The organism is Rhodoferax sp. GW821-FHT02C08, from assembly GCF_059421805.1.
On the sequence record NZ_JBWKVR010000020.1, the window covers coordinates 61,037 to 82,045 of the forward strand.

The 21,009-nt window shown below is 58.5% G+C and carries 18 protein-coding genes, 1 tRNA gene and 2 pseudogenes; 16 read left to right on the forward strand and 5 right to left on the reverse strand.

Translation table 11 applies throughout. The features are described 5' to 3' along the window. Nucleotides 1–128: 128 nt before the first annotated feature. From dnaB to AC07VY_RS20640, 4 genes are all read left to right on the forward strand, one after another. A complete protein-coding gene (gene dnaB, locus AC07VY_RS20625; protein ID WP_495099096.1) occupies nucleotides 129–1,544 on the forward strand; it encodes a replicative DNA helicase in 1,416 nt (471 codons plus the stop codon). Nucleotide 1,545: 1 nt separating this feature from the next. Beyond that, a complete protein-coding gene (locus AC07VY_RS20630; RefSeq protein WP_495099097.1) occupies nucleotides 1,546–2,484 on the forward strand; it encodes a threonine/serine dehydratase in 939 nt (312 codons plus the stop codon). 15 nt (nucleotides 2,485–2,499) lie between these two features. Beyond that, complete coding sequence (gene serS / locus AC07VY_RS20635) at nucleotides 2,500–3,840, forward strand: serine--tRNA ligase (protein WP_495099098.1); 1,341 nt, start codon at nucleotides 2,500–2,502, stop codon at nucleotides 3,838–3,840. Nucleotides 3,841–3,922: 82 nt separating this feature from the next. After that, nucleotides 3,923–4,010: transfer RNA gene (locus tag AC07VY_RS20640), tRNA-Ser, on the forward strand. 830 nt (nucleotides 4,011–4,840) lie between these two features. On the opposite strand, the gene AC07VY_RS20645 is transcribed toward AC07VY_RS20640, so the two are convergent. Next, nucleotides 4,841–5,152 carry a hypothetical protein gene (locus AC07VY_RS20645; RefSeq protein WP_495099099.1) on the reverse strand — a complete coding sequence of 104 codons (312 nt, stop codon included), beginning with the start codon at nucleotides 5,150–5,152 and terminating at the stop codon, nucleotides 4,841–4,843. A gap of 147 nt (nucleotides 5,153–5,299) precedes the next feature. Here AC07VY_RS20645 and AC07VY_RS20650 point away from each other — a divergent pair, with 147 nt between their 5' ends. Next, on the forward strand, nucleotides 5,300–5,779 hold the full coding sequence (locus AC07VY_RS20650) for a low molecular weight protein-tyrosine-phosphatase (RefSeq protein ID WP_495099100.1): 480 nt from the start codon (nucleotides 5,300–5,302) through the stop codon (nucleotides 5,777–5,779). A gap of 44 nt (nucleotides 5,780–5,823) precedes the next feature. On the opposite strand, the gene AC07VY_RS20655 is transcribed toward AC07VY_RS20650, so the two are convergent. Further along, nucleotides 5,824–7,116 carry a lytic murein transglycosylase gene (locus AC07VY_RS20655; protein WP_495099101.1) on the reverse strand — a complete coding sequence of 431 codons (1,293 nt, stop codon included), beginning with the start codon at nucleotides 7,114–7,116 and terminating at the stop codon, nucleotides 5,824–5,826. 58 nt (nucleotides 7,117–7,174) lie between these two features. Between AC07VY_RS20655 and AC07VY_RS20660 the strand changes: the two genes are divergently transcribed. Continuing rightward, nucleotides 7,175–7,414, forward strand: a complete 240-nt coding sequence (locus tag AC07VY_RS20660; protein ID WP_495077064.1) for a 4Fe-4S dicluster domain-containing protein — start codon at nucleotides 7,175–7,177, stop codon at nucleotides 7,412–7,414. 10 nt (nucleotides 7,415–7,424) lie between these two features. On the opposite strand, the gene AC07VY_RS20665 is transcribed toward AC07VY_RS20660, so the two are convergent. Continuing rightward, the gene (locus AC07VY_RS20665) at nucleotides 7,425–7,823 is read right to left on the reverse strand and encodes an OB-fold protein (protein WP_495099102.1); all 399 of its coding nucleotides are present in this window, start codon (nucleotides 7,821–7,823) and stop codon (nucleotides 7,425–7,427) included. A gap of 297 nt (nucleotides 7,824–8,120) precedes the next feature. Between AC07VY_RS20665 and AC07VY_RS20670 the strand changes: the two genes are divergently transcribed. Continuing rightward, nucleotides 8,121–8,906, forward strand: coding sequence for a ParA family protein (locus AC07VY_RS20670; protein WP_495077066.1), 786 nt, complete (start codon nucleotides 8,121–8,123; stop codon nucleotides 8,904–8,906). A gap of 229 nt (nucleotides 8,907–9,135) precedes the next feature. Continuing rightward, nucleotides 9,136–9,942, forward strand: coding sequence for an SDR family NAD(P)-dependent oxidoreductase (locus AC07VY_RS20675; RefSeq protein ID WP_495099103.1), 807 nt, complete (start codon nucleotides 9,136–9,138; stop codon nucleotides 9,940–9,942). A 10-nt stretch (nucleotides 9,943–9,952) separates the two neighbouring features. On the opposite strand, the gene AC07VY_RS20680 is transcribed toward AC07VY_RS20675, so the two are convergent. After that, the gene (locus tag AC07VY_RS20680) at nucleotides 9,953–10,912 is read right to left on the reverse strand and encodes a LysR family transcriptional regulator (protein ID WP_495099104.1); all 960 of its coding nucleotides are present in this window, start codon (nucleotides 10,910–10,912) and stop codon (nucleotides 9,953–9,955) included. 105 nt (nucleotides 10,913–11,017) lie between these two features. Here AC07VY_RS20680 and AC07VY_RS20685 point away from each other — a divergent pair, with 105 nt between their 5' ends. The 7 genes and pseudogenes from AC07VY_RS20685 (at nucleotide 11,018) to AC07VY_RS20715 (ending at nucleotide 19,519) form a co-directional block, all read left to right on the forward strand. Continuing rightward, a complete protein-coding gene (locus tag AC07VY_RS20685) occupies nucleotides 11,018–12,469 on the forward strand; it encodes an aldehyde dehydrogenase family protein (protein WP_495099105.1) in 1,452 nt (483 codons plus the stop codon). Nucleotides 12,470–12,511: 42 nt separating this feature from the next. Beyond that, a pseudogene (locus tag AC07VY_RS20690) lies at nucleotides 12,512–13,193 on the forward strand (type 1 periplasmic-binding domain-containing protein). Between the two features lie 16 nt (nucleotides 13,194–13,209). Next, nucleotides 13,210–14,280, forward strand: coding sequence for a multiple monosaccharide ABC transporter substrate-binding protein (chvE, locus tag AC07VY_RS20695; protein WP_495077071.1), 1,071 nt, complete (start codon nucleotides 13,210–13,212; stop codon nucleotides 14,278–14,280). A 174-nt stretch (nucleotides 14,281–14,454) separates the two neighbouring features. Next, nucleotides 14,455–15,960, forward strand: coding sequence for a multiple monosaccharide ABC transporter ATP-binding protein (mmsA, locus tag AC07VY_RS20700; RefSeq protein WP_495077196.1), 1,506 nt, complete (start codon nucleotides 14,455–14,457; stop codon nucleotides 15,958–15,960). Nucleotides 15,961–15,983: 23 nt separating this feature from the next. Continuing rightward, entirely contained in the window at nucleotides 15,984–17,186 is a 1,203-nt protein-coding gene (mmsB, locus tag AC07VY_RS20705) for a multiple monosaccharide ABC transporter permease (RefSeq protein WP_495099106.1), read from the forward strand. 47 nt (nucleotides 17,187–17,233) lie between these two features. Next, nucleotides 17,234–17,772, forward strand: a pseudogene (locus AC07VY_RS20710) (ABC transporter permease subunit); the annotation flags it as partial. Between the two features lie 10 nt (nucleotides 17,773–17,782). After that, the gene (locus tag AC07VY_RS20715; RefSeq protein WP_495077076.1) at nucleotides 17,783–19,519 is read left to right on the forward strand and encodes an IlvD/Edd family dehydratase; all 1,737 of its coding nucleotides are present in this window, start codon (nucleotides 17,783–17,785) and stop codon (nucleotides 19,517–19,519) included. 90 nt (nucleotides 19,520–19,609) lie between these two features. On the opposite strand, the gene AC07VY_RS20720 is transcribed toward AC07VY_RS20715, so the two are convergent. After that, nucleotides 19,610–20,134 carry a hypothetical protein gene (locus tag AC07VY_RS20720; protein ID WP_495077077.1) on the reverse strand — a complete coding sequence of 175 codons (525 nt, stop codon included), beginning with the start codon at nucleotides 20,132–20,134 and terminating at the stop codon, nucleotides 19,610–19,612. Nucleotides 20,135–20,249: 115 nt separating this feature from the next. Here AC07VY_RS20720 and queC point away from each other — a divergent pair, with 115 nt between their 5' ends. Beyond that, nucleotides 20,250–20,948, forward strand: a complete 699-nt coding sequence (gene queC / locus AC07VY_RS20725) for a 7-cyano-7-deazaguanine synthase QueC (protein WP_495077078.1) — start codon at nucleotides 20,250–20,252, stop codon at nucleotides 20,946–20,948. The last annotated feature ends 61 nt before the right edge of the window (nucleotides 20,949–21,009 follow it).

Here is a 21,009-nt window from a genome sequence, read left to right on the forward strand (position 1 = left end):
TTTTCCTTTGGAGCCGGGTTTTATACCGGGTTGTCCAGAGCTTATCCACGGCTTGCGCACAGACTTGTGCCTGGCCGTTCCCGGCGCCACCGCGTAGCATCCAGCCTCACCCCAGGAAGCAAGCCCCCATGTCTGCCGTTTTCCCCCCCTTGGACGAGTCCCCCAGCCACGACCGCGAAATTGCGCAACTGCGCATTCCCCCCCATTCCATTGAGGCCGAATCCAGCGTGCTGGGTGGCCTGCTGCTGGACAACAACGCCTGGGACCGGGTGGGAGACTTGCTCAAGGACGATGACTTTTACCGTTACGAGCACCGGCTGATCTTTACCGCAGTGCGCGAGCTGATCAACGCCAGCAAGCCGGCCGACGTGATCACCGTGTTCGAGCGGCTGCAGGTAATCGGCAAGTCCGACGAAGTAGGGGGCTTGGCCTACCTGAACTCGCTGGCGCAGTACGTGCCTAGTGCCAGCAATATCCGCCGCTATGCTGAAATCGTGCGTGAGCGCGGCGTGCTGCGCAAATTGGTCACGGTCAGCGATGAGATCGCCACCAATGCCTTTAACACCCAGGGCCGGCCGGTGGAGAAGATCCTCGATGAGGCCCAGCAGAAGATCTTCAATATCGGCGAAGAAGGTGCGCGCAACAAACAGGGCTTCCAGGCCATGGACACCCTGGTGGTTGACCTGCTGGACCGCGTGCAGGAGATGGCTGACAGTGCTGGCGACGTGACCGGTGTGGCCACGGGTTTTCCTGACCTGGACCGCATGACCTCTGGCCTGCAGCCGGGCGATATGATTGTGCTTGCAGCGCGTCCGTCCATGGGTAAGACGGCTTTCGCGGTGAACATCGCCGAACACGTGGCGCTCAACGAAGGCTTGCCGGTTGCCATCTTCTCGATGGAAATGGGGGCATCCCAGTTGGCTGTGCGTATCGTGGGTTCGATCGGTCGCGTCGACCAGGGGCATTTGCGCACCGGCAAGCTGACCGACGAGGAATGGCCGCGCCTGGCCGAGGCGGTGGAGCGCCTGCGTACGGTGTCGTTGCATATCGATGAGACCCCGGGCCTGTCGCCCAGCGAGCTGCGTGCCAACTCGCGCCGCCTGGCACGCCAGTGCGGCAAGCTGGGCCTGATCGTGGTCGACTACTTGCAGCTGATGAGTGGCTCCAGCTCCAGCGGAGGTAGCGACAACCGCGCCACCGAACTGGGCGAAATCTCGCGCGGCTTGAAGATGCTGGCCAGAGAATTGCAATGCCCGGTGATCGCCTTGTCCCAGCTCAACCGTTCGGTGGAGCAACGCCCGGACAAACGTCCCATGATGAGTGACTTGCGTGAATCCGGCGCCATCGAGCAGGATGCGGACATCATCATGTTCATTTACCGCGACGAGTACTACACCAAGGACGCGTGTAAAGAGCCGGGCGTGGCTGAGGTCATCATCGCTAAGCACCGTAACGGGCCCGTCGGCACCGTCAAGCTGGCGTTCTTGCGCAATATCACCAAGTTTGAAAGCCTGGCCAGCGGCTATGGCAGTGACGGCTACTAAGATGAATCACTCTGAAATTGATAGCGCCTTGCGCAGGTTTGATGCGCGCCACGGCCATTTTTTACGTAAAACACCGTTGTGGAAGCTATCCGGCGCAGCGCTGGGCCTGGGCTGTGCCGAGGTCTGGCTCAAGTTGGAGCACACCCAGGTGGGCGGCAGCTTCAAGGCCCGCGGCATGCTGAACCGTCTGTTGGCCAACAACATACCGGACGCGGGCGTGGTGATCGCCTCAGGCGGCAATGCGGGCATTGCCACGGCGGCGGCGGCGCAGGCCCTGGGCGTGCGCTGCGAGGTATTTGTGCCCACGGTCTCACCCGAAGCCAAGCGTGCCCGCTTGCGTGATCTGGGGGCCGAGGTGGTGGTGACCGGGGCGGTGTATGCGGAGGCTTTCGAGGCCTGCATGGCGCGCCAGCAGATCACCGGCGCCCTGTTGACCCATGCCTACGACCAGCCGGAAGTGCTGGCTGGTGCCGGCACCCTGGCCCACGAGATGGAAGCCCAGGGCGGTCTGCCTGACAGCGTATTAGTCAGCGTGGGCGGCGGGGGCCTGATCGGCGGCGTGGCGGCCTGGTTTGAGCAGCGTAGCCGCGTGGTAGCCCTGGAGCCTACCTTGGCGCCAACGCTGTACCGTGCGCGTCAAGCGGGTGAACCGGTGGATGTTGCAGTGGGGGGTATCGCCGCAGATTCATTGGGCGCCAAGCGCATCGGGCAGCTGGGTTGGGAGGTCACGCAACGTTTTGTACGAGACGCCTTGCTGTTGGACGACGACGCCATCCGAACCGCGCAGCGCTGGCTGTGGAAGGAGTTGAAGCTGGCCGTGGAGCCCGGTGCGGCCCTGGGTTTGGCGGCCTTGCAGTCTGGCGCATACCAGGTACGTGTGGACGAAAAAGTGGCTTTGATACTCTGCGGCGGCAACGTCGATCCAGCTACGCTGGCGTGAAACTAAAATGGGGGGATGCTAGACATCACCTTCCTCCGCAAAGACCTTGACGCCGTCGTAGCCCGGCTGCAAACGCGTAAAAATCCGCAAGCCTTCCTGAACGTGGATTCGTTCCGCGCGCTGGAGTCCGAGCGCAAAACCATACAGACCCGTACCGAGGAGCTGCAGGCCCAGCGCAACGCGCTCAGCAAGCAGATCGGCCAGCTCAAGGCCAAAGGAGAGAGCGTCGATGGCGTGATGGCTGCCGTGGCGGCCATCAAGGACGAACTGGAAAGCTCGGCCCTGCGTCTGGACCATCTGCAAGCCGAGCTTCAGGCCCTGCTGCTGGCCGTACCCAATCTGCCGCACGCCAGCGTGCCGGTCGGCGCGGACGAATCTGGCAATGTGGTGGTGCGGACCTGGAGCCCCGCCGAACGTGCGCCAGGTGCTATGGACTTTGTAGCAAAAGACCATGTGGATCTAGGCGAACCCCTGGGCCTGGACTTTGAAATGGGCGTCAAGCTCACTGGCTCGCGCTTTACCGTTATGCAAGGTCCGATTGCCCGTCTGCACCGGGCTTTGGCGCAATTCATGCTGGACGTGCAGACCACCGAACATGGCTACACCGAGTGCTATGTGCCTTACATCGTGAATGCTGACTCCATGCGCGGCACGGGCCAGTTGCCCAAGTTCGAGCAAGATCTGTTTCATGTTGGAGCGGGAGACGGTTTGGCTTCAATGTTTGACGCTTCTTTAGCTGAACTTGCAAAGAAGAAGTTGTATTTGATCCCCACCAGCGAAGTGCCGTTGACCAATTTCGTGCGCGACACCATTGCTGCCGAGACCGACCTGCCCATCAAGTTGACCGCCCATACGCCTTGCTTCCGCTCCGAAGCCGGCAGTGCCGGACGCGACACGCGCGGCCTGATTCGCCAGCACCAGTTCGACAAGGTGGAGATGGTGCAAATCGTCCATCCCGACCACAGCTACGAGGCTTTGGAACAGATGACCGGCCACGCTGAAGCCATTCTGCAAAAGCTCGGTTTGCCGTACCGTGTGATGTCCTTGTGCACCGGCGACATGGGCTTTGGCGCGGCCAAGACCTATGACCTGGAGGTTTGGCTGCCTGCGCAGAACACCTACCGTGAAATCAGCTCGGTCTCCAACTGCGAAGCCTTCCAGGCCCGCCGCCTGCAAGCCCGTTTCAAGAATGCGCAGGGCAAAAATGAATGGCTGCACACCTTGAATGGCTCGGGTTTGGCCGTGGGCCGTACGCTGGTAGCTGTGTTGGAGAATTACCAGAATGCCGATGGCTCGGTCACCGTGCCGCAAGCGCTGCGTCCTTACCTGGGCGGTTTGGAAAAATTGGGCGGCTAAGCCGAATATGGCCGCGCCAGCTGCTAGAATGGCGGGCGTTGCTTAGTCCCAAGGCCACCAGGACCAAGCTAAAGACACACCAGGAAAGGTGGCAGAGTGGCCGAATGTACCTGACTCGAAATCAGGCGTACCGCAAGGTACCGTGGGTTCGAATCCCACCCTTTCCGCCAAGAACCGGTTCCAGGAAGTTCGTAGAAGTTCAGGAACCACGCTAAAAGCCCCGCTAGTCGGGGCTTTTTCGTTCGTGGAGGTTCAAAGTAGTTCGTTGACAGCCAGCATTTTGTGGGGGCATATTTGGGGGCATAAATCCAGTTTTTTTGTGCCCCCAGAAAATATGCCCCCAAACGCGCCTGTATGCCCCTGACAAAACTCCAGTGCGACCGGGCCAAATGCCCCGCCGACCGTCCCTATATCCGCCTGGCTGACGAAAAGGGCATGTATTAAAAAAACCCGTTAAGAGTAAGCTAAATCAATAGCTTACGATTAATGGTTTTTTGCTTTTACCATGTTGATTATTGCTTGTGCTTGGCAGTCGTCTAACAGATTCGTATGGTTTTTGTACGGGGGCGCAAAGGCGTGATCAGGCATGCTGTGCCTAAACCCCTGCGGGGGGACTGAATCCTCCCGTCGACACCAGCGGAGGCTGGTTGGCGAGTTGCTGATTTCAACCAATCGGTTGATGAAATCGCCCGAACTGGCTGCTGCATCACCACAAGGCCGAGTCGCGCATGCTAACCAATCGCTTGCGTTCCTGGCGTTTGCGGTAGCGTAGTACGCAGGCTGTGCAGGCCCATGCCAAACCGCCGCAAAGCAATACTTCCCAGACACTGAGACTCCTGCCCAACAAGCTTGGAGCCATAGCGGATGCTCCTGTGGCTGCAAGGGCTCCGGTAACGGTTGTGAAGAGAAGATTCAACATGGGCTTCGGAACGATGTATTTCGGTGCTGGCGTTTCTCTGGATTGCAGCAGCCAAAGTTTTGCAACGTTTGAGGGGGCTGCTTACAAGACACGGACATCAAACCAGGCTTCTGGTAGATCCCCCAACCCTTGCAAGCCCGCAGTTCGTGCCACGTTACACGCAAGATGCCAATGGCTTACCAGCTTACGCGTTTCATCGCTGGGTTCTTGTACATCACTGTCGTCTGTCAGACGCTCTATTGCTTTGAGTACATGCGCTACGTCTTCCGGCGGGCCTATACGCCGCTCTAACGCTTTGCAGTAGCGCGCTTCCGCAGCCATGCGTTCCTTCTCGGGTAGATCGGGGTAGTCGCTGAGAGTGACGGTGTACAGGGTTTCGATCATGGTTTCCATGCGGGCTCTCACATCTGTAGTTGGGCTAAATACTGTTTTAATATACAGTATATTTGTCATCCTAGTGTAGAAGCATGGCCCGATTGGGAACTCTGGTACTGTTGCTTCCCGCTTGACCAGGATTGGGCATCCCGCACGACGACGATGATGAAAACCTTCTCTGTTCTATTTGTCTGCATGGGCAATATCTGTCGCAGTCCGACCGCCCATGGCGTGTTCCTGCACAAGGTCACTGCACAGGGCTGGGGGCACCGAATCCATGTGGATTCCGCCGGCACCCACAACTACCATCCCAATAGTCCCCCTGACACCCGATCGCAGGCGCATGCATCCCGGCGTGGCTACGACCTGTCTCGTTTACGGGCGCGTCAGATCCGGAATGCAGACTTTGACGCATACGACCTGATTCTGGTGATGGACTGGGACAACCTGGCTTTGACGCAGAGTGAAAGCCCGTCCCGTCACCACTCCAAGATCCGGCGCTTGACCGAGTTCTGTGAACACTATGACAACCCGGTGGTCCCGGACCCCTATTACGGTGGGGAGCAAGGGTTTGAGGCCGTACTGGACCTGGTCGAAGATGCCTGTGAAGGCTTACTCAAGCATGTACAACGCCAGCTGGCTTGACGCTCGGGCTACCGGTGCATTGCGGATGTCCTGAATCCGCAATGCTATGGCGCTTGCAAGCGCTGCAACAACTCCAGGTCTGGATAGCCATCTGCAGGCAGGCCCAGGCTGCGTTGGTACTTTCTCAGGCCGTCGCGTGTGGTGGGGCCCATCAGGCCGTCGGCGCTGCCGCTGGCAAATCCACGCTGGTTCAGTGCTGTTTGTAGCTCCCGTATTTGGCTGCGCGTGAGGGCTTGCAGATCACGCGGCCACGCCGCTTGTACAGCGGGCCCATTGTCCAGGCGCTGGGCTAGCAGACTGACCGCGAGCGCGTAGCTGGTGGAGTTGTTGTAGCGCAGGATGGCGCGAAAGTTGGGGCCCACCAGAAAGGCGGGTCCGCGTGCGCCTGCAGGCAACAGGATTTCTGCCGCGTCCAGCGCGGGCAGGGCTGCGCCGTCCATGCTGCGTACGCCCTCCAGCGCCCATAGCTCGGCGGTTTGCCGTATCTGGGTGTCGGCGCGGCCGAAGTCGAACCCTGAGGGGAGCTGCACCTCAGTGCCCCAGGGCTGACCTGGTTGCCAGCCAGAGCGGACCAGGAAGTTGGCTGTCGAGGCCAGTACATCGGCCATGCTGCCCCAGATGTCGCGGCGGCCGTCGCCATCGGCATCTACGGCGTAGGCCAGAAAGTTCGATGGCAGGAACTGGGTCTGGCCCATGGCGCCAGCCCAGGATCCGATCATGTGGGCACGGTCGATATCACGGTTTTGCAGAATCTTCAACGCTGCCAGCAATTGGCTACGGGCCCAGTCTTCGCGCCGCCCTTCGAAACCCAGCGTTGCCAGCGCGTCGATGGTGGGGATGTCACCGTAGTTGCTGCCGTAGTTGCTTTCCATGCCCCAGATGGCGACCAGGGTGCTGGCCGGTACGCCGTAGCTGGTGGCGGCTGCATCGGCTTCAGCCCGGACTTGCAGGAGTTTGTCCTGGCCGCGCACCACGCGTTGCGGGGATACGGCTGAGTCCAGATAGTCCCAGACCGTACGCGTGAATTCGGGCTGTGCCTGGTCCAGTTGGACCACACGTGGCAGGTAGCGCACATTGTCGAAAGCGATATGCAGGGTGGCATCGCTGATGCCGGCGGCAAGCGCCGGGGCGCGGACGCTATCGACCCAGCGGGCGAAATCTGATTGCAGGCTCTGTGCTTCGGCAGAGGGTGACGCTGGTGCGGCTTGGGTAGCGGCTGGCGAGACAGCTCGCAGCGGCTGCTTGGGTGGTGTGGAGGCGCAGCCCGCCAGGAATGCGACTAGTGTTGTGGCGTGCCACCAGAAGCGGGGTATGGAGCGAGGCGAAGGTTCTTGCATCTTTGGATTTTCGTCTGTGTGGTGAACAAGGTTGTGCCGGTTCTATGATGTAGGTTCAATGGGTAGACCACGCCAAGTACCGAAACCGGTAATAGACACCACACGCTGCACTGGCTGCGGCTGGTGCGTGCCCACTTGCGACCTGCATTTGCTGTCCTTGGAAAGGCAGGGCTGGAAGAAGTTCTCTGTTCTTAGCGATATAGATGCCTGTACCGGTTGCAGCAAATGCGCACTGCGCTGCCCGTTTGATGTGATCACGATGCACAAGGGCGCGCAGGGGCCGGAGCCAGGGATTTAAATACCAGCTTTTATAAGCTGACCATGTTGCAAAGCTCCAGCCCCGGGGAGCCCAGGCTGTAACCGTCACCTTTGCAGAGCAGATGGATGGTCTGGCCGCGTTTTAGCAAGGTGACGGCTTCTTCCGCTGGAAGCCGCCGGATTTTGACGGTGTTGGTGCTACTTTCCAGGCCTTCGACCAGGGTGACCTTGGTGTCGAAGCGGGCTGCAACCGGCATAAAGGAGCCTGATTTAAGGTACACCACCAGGGCGCCGACCATGTCGCGTGATACCAGGTCCACCGCAGTTTCCACCAGCAGTGGTTTACCTTTGTATTTTTGGTCGGCGGCAGCCTCGTTGGATTTGTAGGCTTGCATCAGGGTTTTGCTGCTGACGCGCAGGATCTTGCCTGCATCGGCTTCGGCCAACATGCTCCGTACGAATTTCTCTGCTTCCGGGGTTTCGAATGTGGGGGGCGTAGCTGCCAAGCAGCAGCTGAATGCGCAAAGACTGAGGTGGGCAGCAATGACTGCGGGCCGGATGCAGGCGCGGTTGAACATGTCTTCATGCTACCAAATCGCCGTAGTTGGGCCGGTAGCCATCTGCGATGGTCAGCGGCTTATTTTTGTCGCAGTGGGCATGCGATTTGCTGCTGGCCTGCGTTGGGCATGGACCGTGGACAATAGCCCGAGTTTTAGCCCCTGTCTCTTTGTACGAGGAACCGTGCCATGCCACTTGTCGTTTTCAACCAGAAGGGTGGGGTGGGTAAGTCCACCATTACCTGCAACCTGGCCGCCATCAGTGCCAGCCAGGGTTTGCGCACCCTGGTAATCGATCTGGACCCTCAGGGAAATTCCACAAGTTATCTGTTGGGATCGCTGGCACGCGAAGACCAGCCCACTGTGGCCGGGTTCTTTGAACATTGCCTGAGCTACAGCCTGCGCACGGTACCGCCCACGGATTTCATCGTACCCACGCCACACGAGAACCTGCATGTGATGCCGTCCAGCCCGGCGCTGGGCGAGCTGGAGGGCAAGCTGGAGTCGCGTCACAAGCTGTACAAGCTGCGTGAAGCCTTGCAGCAATTGGGGGCGGACTACGACCGTATTTACCTGGATACCCCACCCGCGCTGAACTTCTATACCCGTTCCGCCCTGATTGGCGCGCGTGCTTGCCTGATCCCGTTCGACTGCGACGAGTTTGCCCGCAAGGCCCTGTACACCTTGCTGGAGAACGTGCAGGAAATCCGCGTGGACCACAACCCCGGCCTGGTGGTGGACGGAATTGTGGTGAATCAGTTCCAACCGCGCGCCAACCTGCCGCAGCGCATGGTGAACGAATTGGTGGCCGAGGGTCTGCCTGTGCTGCAGCCCTATCTGTCCTCTTCGGTCAAGATACGTGAATCGCACGAACAATCCTTGCCCATGGTCTATCTGGACCCGCAGCACAAGCTGACCCAGGCTCTGGTGGCCTTGCATGCGGCGCTGGACGCTAACCGGGCCGCAAGCGTTTAACGTAGGACGGGTGATTGCTATTTATTTCGTAGCTGCTGACGCACGTAATACATGCGATAGAGCCATATTTTTTATAAATCTTGCGGCGGCTGATGGTGTGTTGGTTGAAGTGAAAAGCTGCGCCTTGTTCGGCGCGTAAATAGGTCCGGTGCTTGACGTGGATGGGGTGCGCAGGGCATAGTTATATCAAAATGCATTATTTTTTGCATTTAAAGATATATATTTTGCAATGACAAATAACATTAACTCGCAGGCGACATCTTCCGGCGCCGCATTGGACTCCTCCTACCCCAGTTTGCGTAACCTGCCGGTCTTTGTGACTGGCGGTGGCGGCGGTATTGGCGCGGCCATCGTCTCGGCATTTGTGGAGCAGGGCGCACGGGTCGCCTTTGTGGATGTGGCCGAAGATGCCAGCCGTGCGCTGGCGCAGCAGTTGCAGGACGTCGGCCATGCCGCGCCCTGGTGGCGTACCTGCGATGTGCGGGATGTGGCTGCGCTGCAAGCGGCCATACAGGATGCCGCTGCGGTTCTGGGCGACTTCTCGGCACTGGTCAACAACGTAGCCAGTGACGACCGCCACACGCTGGAGTCGGTCACCCCCGAGTACTACGACCAGCGAATGGCTATTAACGAGCGGCCGGCATTTTTTGCAATCCAGTCGGTGGTGCCGGGCATGCGCCGGCTGGGCGGTGGTTCCATCATCAACCTGGGGTCCACCGGCTGGCAGACCAAGGGCACGGGCTACCCCTGCTATGCGATCGCCAAGTCGTCGGTGAATGGCCTGACGCGTGGCTTGGCCAAGAGCCTGGGCCAGGACCGCATCCGCATCAACACCGTCTCGCCAGGTTGGGTGATGACCGAACGCCAGGTCCAGCTGTGGCTGGATGCCGAGGGCGAGGCCAATTTGCAGCGCACCCAGTGCCTGCCCGACAAAATTTTGCCCGCAGATATCGCGCGCATGGTTTTGTTCCTGGCCTCCAGTGACGGCGCCATGTGCACCGCCCAAGAGTTCAAGGTGGATGCCGGCTGGGCTTGACAGCTTAGCTTTATTCGGCCTCCAGCTTGCATCCGTATAGTGACAGACTGGCGGTCTTCAGGGCCTTCATCATCACCTTGGCTGCGGGGGAGGGGAGGCGGTCGGTACGGGTGATGATGCCGAATGCATCCATATGGCATGGTATTTCCAACGGCACTATGGAAACAATGCCGTGGGCAGCATAGTACTTGGCTACATCGGCGGCAATTACGGCCACCATATCGCTTTGCTGCAGCATGCGGGTGATGAAGAGCAGGGCGGCGCTTTCAACCACATTCAACGGCGTGGCCAGCCCTACCTCCTGGAACATCAGCTCAAACCGGTGGCGTAGCACACTGCCGGCCGGCGGGACGATCCAGCCGGCGCTCACTACGTCGCGCAAGGTCAGTCCTGTCATGCCAATCAGCGGGTGGCCTGGTCGGACGACAGCGCATACCGGCTCTTCTACTAAGGGTTCGTAACGCAGATTGGTCTTATCGTGTTCGGCGAACAGGCGGGCCACCAGGATGTCGAGTTTGCCCTGTTGTAGTCGCTCAATCAGCGCCGGGCTTGTATCGATGTCCAGTGCAATACGCAGCGTGGGTTGCTCCTGCTTGACCAGGGCAACAGCCGACGGCAGCAGTGTGAGCCCCGGTGAGGTGATCGCACCGATGCTGACTTGGCCAAAGCGTCCGGCTTTGAGCGCGGTGAGTTCTTCGTGTGCCTGGTTCAGGCTAGCCAGGGCTACGCGAGCATGGCGGATCATGGTTTCGCCATACCAAGTGGGCTGCATGCCGCGTGGCAGACGGTCGAATAGCGACACCTCCAGCACGTCTTCCAAGTCTTTGAGCAACTTTGACGCAGCGGGCTGAGTCATGTTGAGCACTTGGGCTGCCCGGTGGATGTTGCCTTCTTCCGCCAGGGCCACCAGCAACAAAAGCTGTCGGGTTTTCAGCCGGGCGCGGATGAACCAGTGGGTGTAATTCGTCATGGGGTTTTCCAGAATGCAGACATTGATATGTATTTTGTTGAAAAAATGATTAGATTGATATGAATTTTATTTCTAAACTGCTCGCACATTGGCAATCACATCTACATGACATCAGGCGAAAAACTGCAGACTGCCCGGCAATACATCAATGGTCGCTGGGAGACGGGTGTCACCACCGGCATTAGTGAAAATCCGTCTGATACCCGTGAAGTAGTTGCAGAGTACGCACGTGCTGATCGTAACCAGACCGAACTGGCGATACGTGCCGCTGCCGAGGCTTTGTCGCATTGGAGTCAGAGTACACCGCAGCGTCGATTCGACGTACTGGACCAAATTGGCAGCGAAATCCTGGCTCGCAAAGCTGAGTTGGGCAATCTACTTGCTCGGGAAGAGGGTAAGACTTTGCCAGAAGCCGTGGGCGAGGTCACACGGGCGGGCCAGATATTCAAATTTTTTGCCGGCGAGGCCTTGCGCATTGCGGGTGAGGCCATGGCCTCTGTGCGGCCGGGTGTGCAAGTTGACGTGACGCGTGAGCCGGTGGGGGTGGTTGGCATTATCGCTCCGTGGAATTTCCCGTTTGCCATTCCTGCATGGAAGATTGCACCGGCGCTCGCTTATGGTAATAGCGTGGTATTCAAGCCCGCTGAGTTAGTGCCAGCCTGCGGTTGGGCGTTGGCGGAGATCATTAGTCGTTCTGGTCTACCGGCAGGCGTTTTCAATCTGGTCATGGGTAGCGGCCGTGAGGTGGGTCAGACGCTGGTCGATAGCCCGCGCGTAAATGCTTTGAGCTTTACTGGTTCGGTGGCGACAGGTGAGCGCATTTTGCAGGCCGCCTCGGCGCGGCGCGCGAAGGTGCAGTTGGAGATGGGCGGCAAAAATCCTTTGGTGGTGTTGGCCGACGCGGACCTAGACCAAGCGGTGGATTGCGCTGTGCAGGGCGCATATTTCTCAACGGGCCAGCGCTGCACCGCATCCAGCCGGTTGATTGTGGAAACGGCGGTGCATGACGCATTTGTATCGCAGCTGCGTCAACGGATGATCAAGCTGAAGGTTGGGCATGCGTTGGAACGGGATACGGCCATAGGTCCGGTGGTGGATCGCAGTCAGTTGGTACAGCACTTGGCCTGGATGGAAATCGCCCGTGCAGAAGGTGCGGAGCATATTTTTGGGGGCGCTGTCTTGGAGCGTCCTACACCTGGACACTACATGAGTCCTGCATTGTTCCTTGCGAAGCCAGAGCACCGCTTGGCCCGCGAAGAAATTTTCGGCCCCGTTGCCTGCGTGCTGCGTGCAGATAGCTACGAGCATGCGCTGGCTTTGGCGAACGACACTCCATTTGGCTTATGTGCCGGTATATGCACTACATCGCTGAAAACCGCGATGCATTTCAAGCGCCATGCGGATGTGGGGATGACCATGGTCAATTTGCCTACAGCGGGTGTCGATTACCACGTGCCTTTTGGCGGGCGCAAGGGATCCAGCTACGGTCCGCGCGAGCAGGGGCGCTACGCAGCAGAGTTCTACACCACGGTGAAGACCGGCTATATGCTGGCCTGAAATAGCAGGCCGGGCAAACTACGAAATCAATTAGGAGGCGCTATAAAAATCAATTGCCGTACCCTTACAGCTGTACTGGCTGCTGTGTTTTTTATCGGCCTGCTGCCATCCGCTGCATTTGCACAGGAGAAAATTATTCTGGGTTTTAGCCAAGTGGGTGCCGAAAGCGAATGGCATACCGTTAATGCCGATTCCATCAAGGCTTCTGTCGCAGAAGCCGGAATTGAGTTGAAGTTCTCTGATGCACAGCAAAGGCAGAAAAATCAGATCAAGGCCATTCGTTCCTTCATTGCTCAGAACGTGGATGGCGACTTCACCCGTGCCAAGGGGAAGGAAGTCATGGAGGTATTTTTAAAGGCCGAGGGCAAGAAGATCAATGTGCTGTTTGCGCGCAACGAGGGCATGGCGATTGGTTCCAGCCAGGCGGTTGAAGAAGCTACGTTCAAATCCGTCAAGGACATCATGATTATGTCTATCGATGCGGTGAAGGGCGCGTTCGACGCCATGATTACTGGTAAATTGAACGTGTCTGTTGAGTGCGGGCCGTTACTGGGCTCGAAGCTCATGGCCGTCATGATAAATTTGAAGGCAGGCAAGACTTTGCAAAAACGCATTCTGACTGAAGAAAGTATCTTTCCGATGGAAGTGGCTGCAAGAGTTCCCCAAGCGTAAATACTTATCTGCGCGAACCACGACGCCCTTGATACTGGGGGCGTTTTTTTAACCAACGGAGACATCCAATGAAACGTACGTTTATCAAAACCTTGCTGGCCAGCATGGCCCTGGCCGCTATGGGTTTCGCACCCCAGGCCAATGCACAAGACAAGGGAACCATCGGCATTTCCATGCCCACGAAATCTTCGGCCCGCTGGATCGCTGACGGCGACAACATGGTCAAGGTACTCAAGGAGCGCGGCTACAAGACCGATTTGCAGTACGCTGACGACGACATCCCTAACCAGCTCGCCCAAATCGAGAACATGGTTACCAAGGGTGCCAAGGTCCTGGTGATTGCTTCGATTGACGGCACCACGCTGTCCAAGGCGTTGCAAAACGCTGCCGACAAGGGCGTCAAGGTCATTGCCTATGACCGTCTGATCAAGGGGTCCAAGAACGTGGATTACTACGCTACGTTCGACAACTTCCAGGTCGGCGTGTTGCAAGCCGGCACCATTGTGGACAAGCTGGGCCTGAAACAAGGCAAGGGTCCGTTCAATATCGAGTTGTTTGGTGGTTCGCCAGATGACAACAACGCCTTCTTCTTCTACGACGGCGCGATGAGCGTGTTCAAGCCTTACATCGACAGCGGCAAGCTGGTGGTGCGCAGCAAGCAAATGGGCATGGACAAGGTCGGTACCCTGCGTTGGGATGGTGCTGTGGCCCAGGCCCGTATGGACAACTTGCTGTCCGCCTTCTATGCCAAGGACAAGGTCGATGCCGTGCTGTCCCCTTATGACGGCATTTCCATCGGGATTCTGTCTTCCCTCAAGGGTGTGGGCTACTGCACCAAGACCCAGCCTTGCCCGATCGTGAGCGGCCAGGACGCGGAAATACCTTCGGTGAAGTCCATTCTGCGTGGTGAACAGTACTCCACCATCTTCAAGGACACCCGTGAGCTGGCCAAGGTGACCGCCAATATGGTGGATGCCGAGTTGTCCGGCAAGAAGCCTGAAATCAACGACACCAAGACCTATAACAACGGCATCAAGGTCGTGCCTGCTTACCTGCTCAAGCCAGTGGCTGTAGATGCTTCCAACTGGAAGCCAATCCTGATTGACAGCGGTTACTACAAGGAATCGCAAGTCAAGTAAGCCGTGACGGCCGACGATCCTGCGCCTCGCGGAGCAGGATCGTTGTGCCTGAGATGCAATTTGCTTTCAACTGAAGCACGGTTTACGCAGCGCCCGAGGGCAGGTGAGTATCACCGCGCCCACGGGCGCTGCGTAAGTCTAAAAGAGGAATAGGCGTTGAAAACAATTCTGGAGATGCACGACATCCGCAAGACATTCCCCGGAGTGGTTGCGTTGAATAAGGTCAATCTGCGTGTGCATGCAGGCGAGATACATGCCGTGGTGGGTGAAAACGGCGCAGGAAAGTCAACCTTGATGAAGGTCTTGTCGGGTGTCTATCCCCATGGCACCTACAGCGGAGAGATCCGCTACATGGATGAGGAGCGCCGATTCAGCGGCATCCACGACAGCGAGCAACAGGGCATCATCATCATTCACCAGGAGCTGGCTTTGGTGCCGCTGCTGTCGATTGCCGAAAACATCTTTTTGGGCAACGAGACCGCGCACAACGGAGTGATCGACTGGATGGCGGCACACAGCCAGACCCAGGCCTTGCTAAAGAAGGTCGGCCTCAAAGAATCCCCCAACACGCTGATCACCAATATCGGCGTGGGCAAGCAGCAATTGGTCGAAATTGCCAAGGCGCTGTCCAAAGAAGTCAAACTGCTGATCCTGGATGAGCCTACGGCCAGCCTGAACGAAACCGACAGCGATGCGCTGTTGATGCTGCTGCTAGAACTCAAAGCCCAGGGCATTGCCTGCATTCTGATTTCGCACAAGCTCAACGAAATCTCCAAGGTAGCCGACTCCATCACCATTTTGCGTGACGGCACCACGGTGGAGACGCTGGACTGCCGCGCCGAATCCATTAGCGAAGACCGCGTGATTCGCGGTATGGTGGGCCGCGAAATGGCCGACCGTTACCCCAAACGTACGCCGAATATTGGTGAGACCGTGTTCGAGCTGCGCGACTGGCGCGCCTACCACCCACAGCATGCCGACCGCGAGATGGTTAAAGGCATCAACCTGACCGTCAAGCGTGGCGAAATCGTCGGCATTGCCGGCCTGATGGGCGCGGGCCGCACCGAGTTGGCGATGAGTGTGTTTGGTAAATCCTGGGGCCAGCGCATCAGCGGCAAGGCGATGCTGCACGGTAAGGAAATCGACGTGTCCACGGTGCAAAAAGCCGTGGCGCACGGCCTGGCCTACGTCACCGAAGACCGCAAGGGCAACGGCCTGGTGTTGAACGAAGACATCCAGTGGAACACCTCGCTGGCGAATCTACCTGGCGTGTCCAAAAACGGCGTGATCGACGATGGTCGCGAGTTTGCCGTGGCCCAGGGTTACCGCGAAAAAATGCGCACTCGCTGCTCGGGTGTAGACCAGAAAGTGGTCAACCTGTCGGGTGGCAACCAGCAAAAAGTGGTGCTGAGCAAATGGCTGTTCACCAACCCCGAGGTATTGATTCTGGACGAGCCCACACGCGGCATTGACGTGGGGGCCAAGTTCGAAATCTACACACTGATTGCGCAACTCGCGGCCGAGGGTAAGTGCGTGATCGTGATTTCGTCCGAAATGCCTGAGCTGCTGGGCCTGTCGGACCGCATCTACGTGATGAACGAAGGGCGGTTTGTGGCCGAAATGCCAACCGCCGAGGCGAGCCAGGAAAAAATCATGCGTGCCATCGTCAGCGCCAACTAGAGCATTACTAGAACATTCAGATCATGGAAAAAACAACTGCAACCCCTGCGGCCTCTGCTGTCACCGCTGCGCCTTCGGGCCTGAGCTTCTTTAAAAGCAACCTGCGCGAATATGGCATGCTGCTGTCGCTAGTGGCCATCATGGCCTTCTTCCAGTTCATGACCAACGGCACGCTGATGCAGCCGTTGAACCTGACCAACCTGGTGCTGCAAAACAGCTACATCGTCATCATGGCGCTGGGTATGCTGCTGGTGATCGTGGCGGGTCACATCGACTTGTCGGTCGGCTCCATCGTCGGCTTTGTCGGCGCGGTGGCTGCGGTGCTGATGGTCAATTACGAATGGCATTACCTGCCCACGGCCATTCTCTGCCTGGCTGTAGGTGGGCTGATCGGGGCCATGCAAGGTTACTTCGTCGCCTTCTTCCGCATTCCCTCCTTTATCGTCACGTTGGCGGGCATGCTGGTGTTCCGGGGGTTGGCGCTGGCGTTGCTGCAAGGGCAGTCGGTGGGGCCATTCCCAGATACTTTTCAGATGCTCAGTTCGGGTTTCATCGGCGATCTGTTCAGCTCCGACGGTTTGCGGATGACCTCTTTGCTGTTGGGTGTATTGGTGGCCCTGGCACTGGTGGTGGCGGGTATACGCGCACGTGCCAATCAGCAAAAACACGGTGTGACTGGCGAACCCACGGCCTTCTTTTGGGGCAAGATGGTGATTTTCTCAGCCTTGCTGATCACCTTCAGTTACCTGCTAGCGTCCTACAAGGGCCTGCCCAATGTGCTGATCGTCATGGCGCTGCTGATTGCGTTGTTTGATTTCGTGACCAGTCGGACCACCATTGGCCGTCGCGTTTACGCCCTGGGCGGCAACGAAAAGGCCGCCAAGCTGTCGGGTATCAAAACCGAGCGTCTGGCCTTCTACACCTTCATCAATATGGGTGTGCTGGCTGCGCTGGCCGGACTGGTGTTTGCCGCGCGGCTGAACACCGCCACGCCCAAGGGCGGGTTGGGATTTGAGCTGGACGTGATTGCAGCCTGCTTCATCGGTGGCGCTTCGGCATCCGGTGGCGTTGGCAAGGTGATGGGGGCGGTGATCGGTGCCTTCATCATGGGCGTGATGAACAACGGTATGTCCATCATGGGCATCGGCATTGACTACCAGCAGATCATCAAGGGCCTGGTGTTGCTGGCGGCCGTGTTTGTTGACGTCTACAACAAGAACAAATAATGTTAGGCACCAGTGCCAACCCAGCGCTGCAGCTTACGCGGATAGACCGCCTGCAGCATTTCAGGGTGACTCTGGCAGGCATGTTCTTGGTGTACGGCTTGTGCTACCTGATTAGCATTGATTCAATTAGTATGACCCGTGAGTTTTACCCGGCGGTATCGCAAATACGTTTGTCTGTATGGGCTGACGCATCCATTTTCATAGGGACCGTCATCGTTTTGGTGGCGTTGCTGGGGGCATTTCCTTGGCGTACTGCGCATCTTTGGGGTGCAACGTGTATGCCGTCGGCGGCAGCGAATACTCTGCCATGTTGATGGGCTTGTCAGTGCGCTCTGCGCTGATTGGCGTGTACATACCGTCTGGTTTTTGCTCTACGCTGGCTGGTGTCATGTTCATCTTCTACATGCTTTGCTACGGTATGCACGCAGTGGGCATCATCCAAGCATTGATTTCTTTTGATGAGTCTTTGAGTTCGTGGTGGACGCGCATCGTGGTGGGCGCGCTGCTTTTCCTGTTCTGCTTGTTGCAGCGCTTTTTACCGCCCGCAAATCCCCCGCGGCTGATTTCCGTAGCCGCTCTTCTTTGAAAAATTTACTATGACTGATACCCCGAAAAAAATGCGTTCTGCGGAGTGGTTTGGCTCTGCTGATAAAAACGGCTTCATGTACCGCAGCTGGATGAAGAACCAGGGTATTCCTGACCATGAGTTTGACGGCCGCCCCATCATCGGCATCTGCAATACCTGGTCTGAGCTGACCCCCTGCAACGCCCACTTCCGCAAGATCGCCGAGCATGTGAAGCGCGGCATCTTCGAGGCTGGAGGCTTCCCGGTCGAGTTTCCGGTGTTCTCCAACGGCGAATCGAATCTGCGCCCTACCGCCATGCTGACCCGCAATCTGGCCAGCATGGACGTGGAAGAAGCCATCCGTGGCAACCCCATCGACGCGGTGGTACTGCTCACCGGCTGCGATAAGACCACGCCGGCTTTGCTGATGGGCGCGGCCAGCTGCGATATCCCGGCCATCGTCGTCACCGGCGGCCCCATGCTGAACGGCAAGCTGGATGGCAAGAACATCGGCTCCGGTACTGCCGTCTGGCAGCTGCATGAATCGCTGAAAGCTGGCGAGATCAACGAACACCAATTCTTTGCCGCCGAAGCCGGCATGTCGCGTTCCGCCGGCACCTGCAACACCATGGGCACGGCCTCCACCATGGCCTGCATGGCCGAAGCGCTGGGCACCTCGCTGCCGCACAACGCCGCAATTCCCGCAGTGGATTCGCGTCGCTACGTGCTGGCCCATATGTCGGGTTCGCGCGCGGTGGAGATGGCCCGCGAAGGTCTGACCCTGTCCAAGATTCTGACCCGCGAAGCCTTCGAGAACGCCATCCGCACCAACGCCGCCATCGGTGGCTCGACCAATGCCGTCATCCATTTGAAGGCCATTGCCGGCCGTATCGGTGTGCAGCTGGACCTGGAAGACTGGACCCGCATCGGCCGTAACACCCCAACTATTGTGGACTTGCAGCCTTCGGGCCGCTTCCTGATGGAAGAGTTCTACTACGCCGGTGGCCTGCCCGCCGTGCTGCGCCGCCTGGGCGAGAATGGCCTGCTGCCGCACCCCGATGCGTTGACGGTGAACGGCAAGTCCATGTGGGACAACGTGCGTGAAGCACCCCAGTACAACGACGAAGTCATCCGCCCCATCGATAACCCGTTGATCGCCGACGGTGGCATCTGCATCCTGCGCGGCAACCTGTCGCCACGCGGCGCGGTGCTCAAGCCATCGGCGGCTACGCCCGCGCTGCTCAAGCACCGCGGCCGCGCCGTGGTGTTCGAGAACCTGGAGCATTACAAGGAACGCATCGTCGATGAAAACCTGGACATCGACGCCAGCTGCGTGATGGTGATGAAGAACTGCGGCCCCAAGGGTTACCCCGGCATGGCCGAGGTCGGCAATATGGGCCTGCCACCCAAGCTGCTGCGCCAGGGCGTAAAAGACATGGTGCGCATCTCCGACGCCCGCATGAGTGGCACCGCCTACGGCACCGTCGTGCTGCACGTGGCACCTGAGGCCGCTGCCGGTGGCCCGCTGGCCGCCGTGCGCGATGGTGACTTCATTGAGTTGGACTGCGAACAAGGCCGCTTGCATCTGGACATCAGCGATGCCGAGCTGGCCGAGCGCCTGGCCGCCCTGGCAGGCAACGTACCCAAGCCGCTGTCGGGGGGCTATGCCCGCCTGTACGTGGACCACGTGCTGCAGGCCGACGATGGCTGCGATTTCGACTTCCTGGTGGGCTGCCGCGGTTCGACCGTGCCACGCCACTCACATTGAGTTTGATTTCTAAGTACTATCGTTTTTATAGCTGCTAGCGCAGGTAGTATCTGCGCTAGAGCCCTAAAAAGCTTATAAGACCTTTGAAGGCTAGCGGAAGGCCTGGCGCAGGGTTTCCAGCAGCTTGCGGCTGACTTGGCGCACAGCGCGTGAGGTCGCGCGTGCGATGCGCCAGGGCCTGCTGCTTCTGACTTGGGCGATCAATTCGTCCTTCCATGCTTTCCAGCGTTGGTAAAGGCGGTTGAACCAGGGCAGTTGCATCAGTGCGGGCTGCGTCAGGTGGAATAGGCGGGCTACTATCGCTGTGCCTAGCAGCTTGGCTGCCAGCACCACCAGCAGGCCCAACAAGGCATGCCCTTTGCTGATCCAGTAGAAGGCCAGCAGCTTGATGGGCAGCAGCGTCAACATGGGCACAAAAAATACCAGCAGGGCGGCATACGGCGGCAGGCGCCGTATAAGGCGCTCCAAATGCGACCAGACCGGCAAATGCGCCAATCTGTCCATCCACCGGGCCAGCGGTTCCCACCCCCATTCTTCGAATACAAGCAGCAGGGCGATCAGGGGCGTCAGTGTGTATCTGAACAGTGTGCGGACCAGGTGCAAGAGAAATTTCATTGCCACATCCTACCTGCCCCGGCCAGGGGCGACCTGCCAAGGTGAACTGGCGGGTGGCTGTCGTCTTCTACGAAAATAGCCTATAAAGATCAGTTACTGTTATTGAAATCCGACCATGCATTCCCGCGCTCTTGTTTTGTTTTCCGGTGGGCAGGACTCCACCACCTGCCTGGCCCAGGCTTTGTCCAAGTACGACCATGTGGAGACGGTTGCGTTTGACTATGGCCAGCGCCACCACGTAGAGCTGCAGGTCCGTCTGCGTGTGCTGGAGCAGATCAAGCTGCAATTCCCGCAGTGGGCCGGCAAGATGGGCGAAGACCATCTGCTGGATTTGTCCGTTCTGGGCCAGGTGAGCGAGACCTCGCTGACCCGTGACATGGCGTTCAAGATGGAGGAGAGTGGCCTGCCCAACACCTTTGTGCCCGGGCGTAATCTGTTGTTTCTGACCCTGGCTGCAGCCCTGGCCTACCGGCGTAATCTGGAAGTCATCGTCACCGGCGTGTGCGAGACCGATTTTTCAGGATACCCGGACTGCCGCGACGACACCATGAAAGCCATGCAACTGGCTTTGTCCTTGGGCATGGACAAACGGTATTTGATCGAAACCCCGTTGATGTGGATAGACAAGGCGCAAACCTGGGAGTTGGCGCGGCAGCTGGGTGGCCAGGCGTTGGTAGACCTGATCGTGGAGCACACCCACACCTGCTACCTGGGCGACCGCGGCCACCGCCAGGCCTGGGGATATGGCTGTGGCGAATGCCCGGCCTGCGTGCTGCGGGCGCGTGGATTCGAGCGTTTTGCCGCTTCGGCGTGATATCGGTCTGCCGGTCTGCATCACGCAGATTTTGGGTGTTGTAGCGGGATGTGAAGCAAAT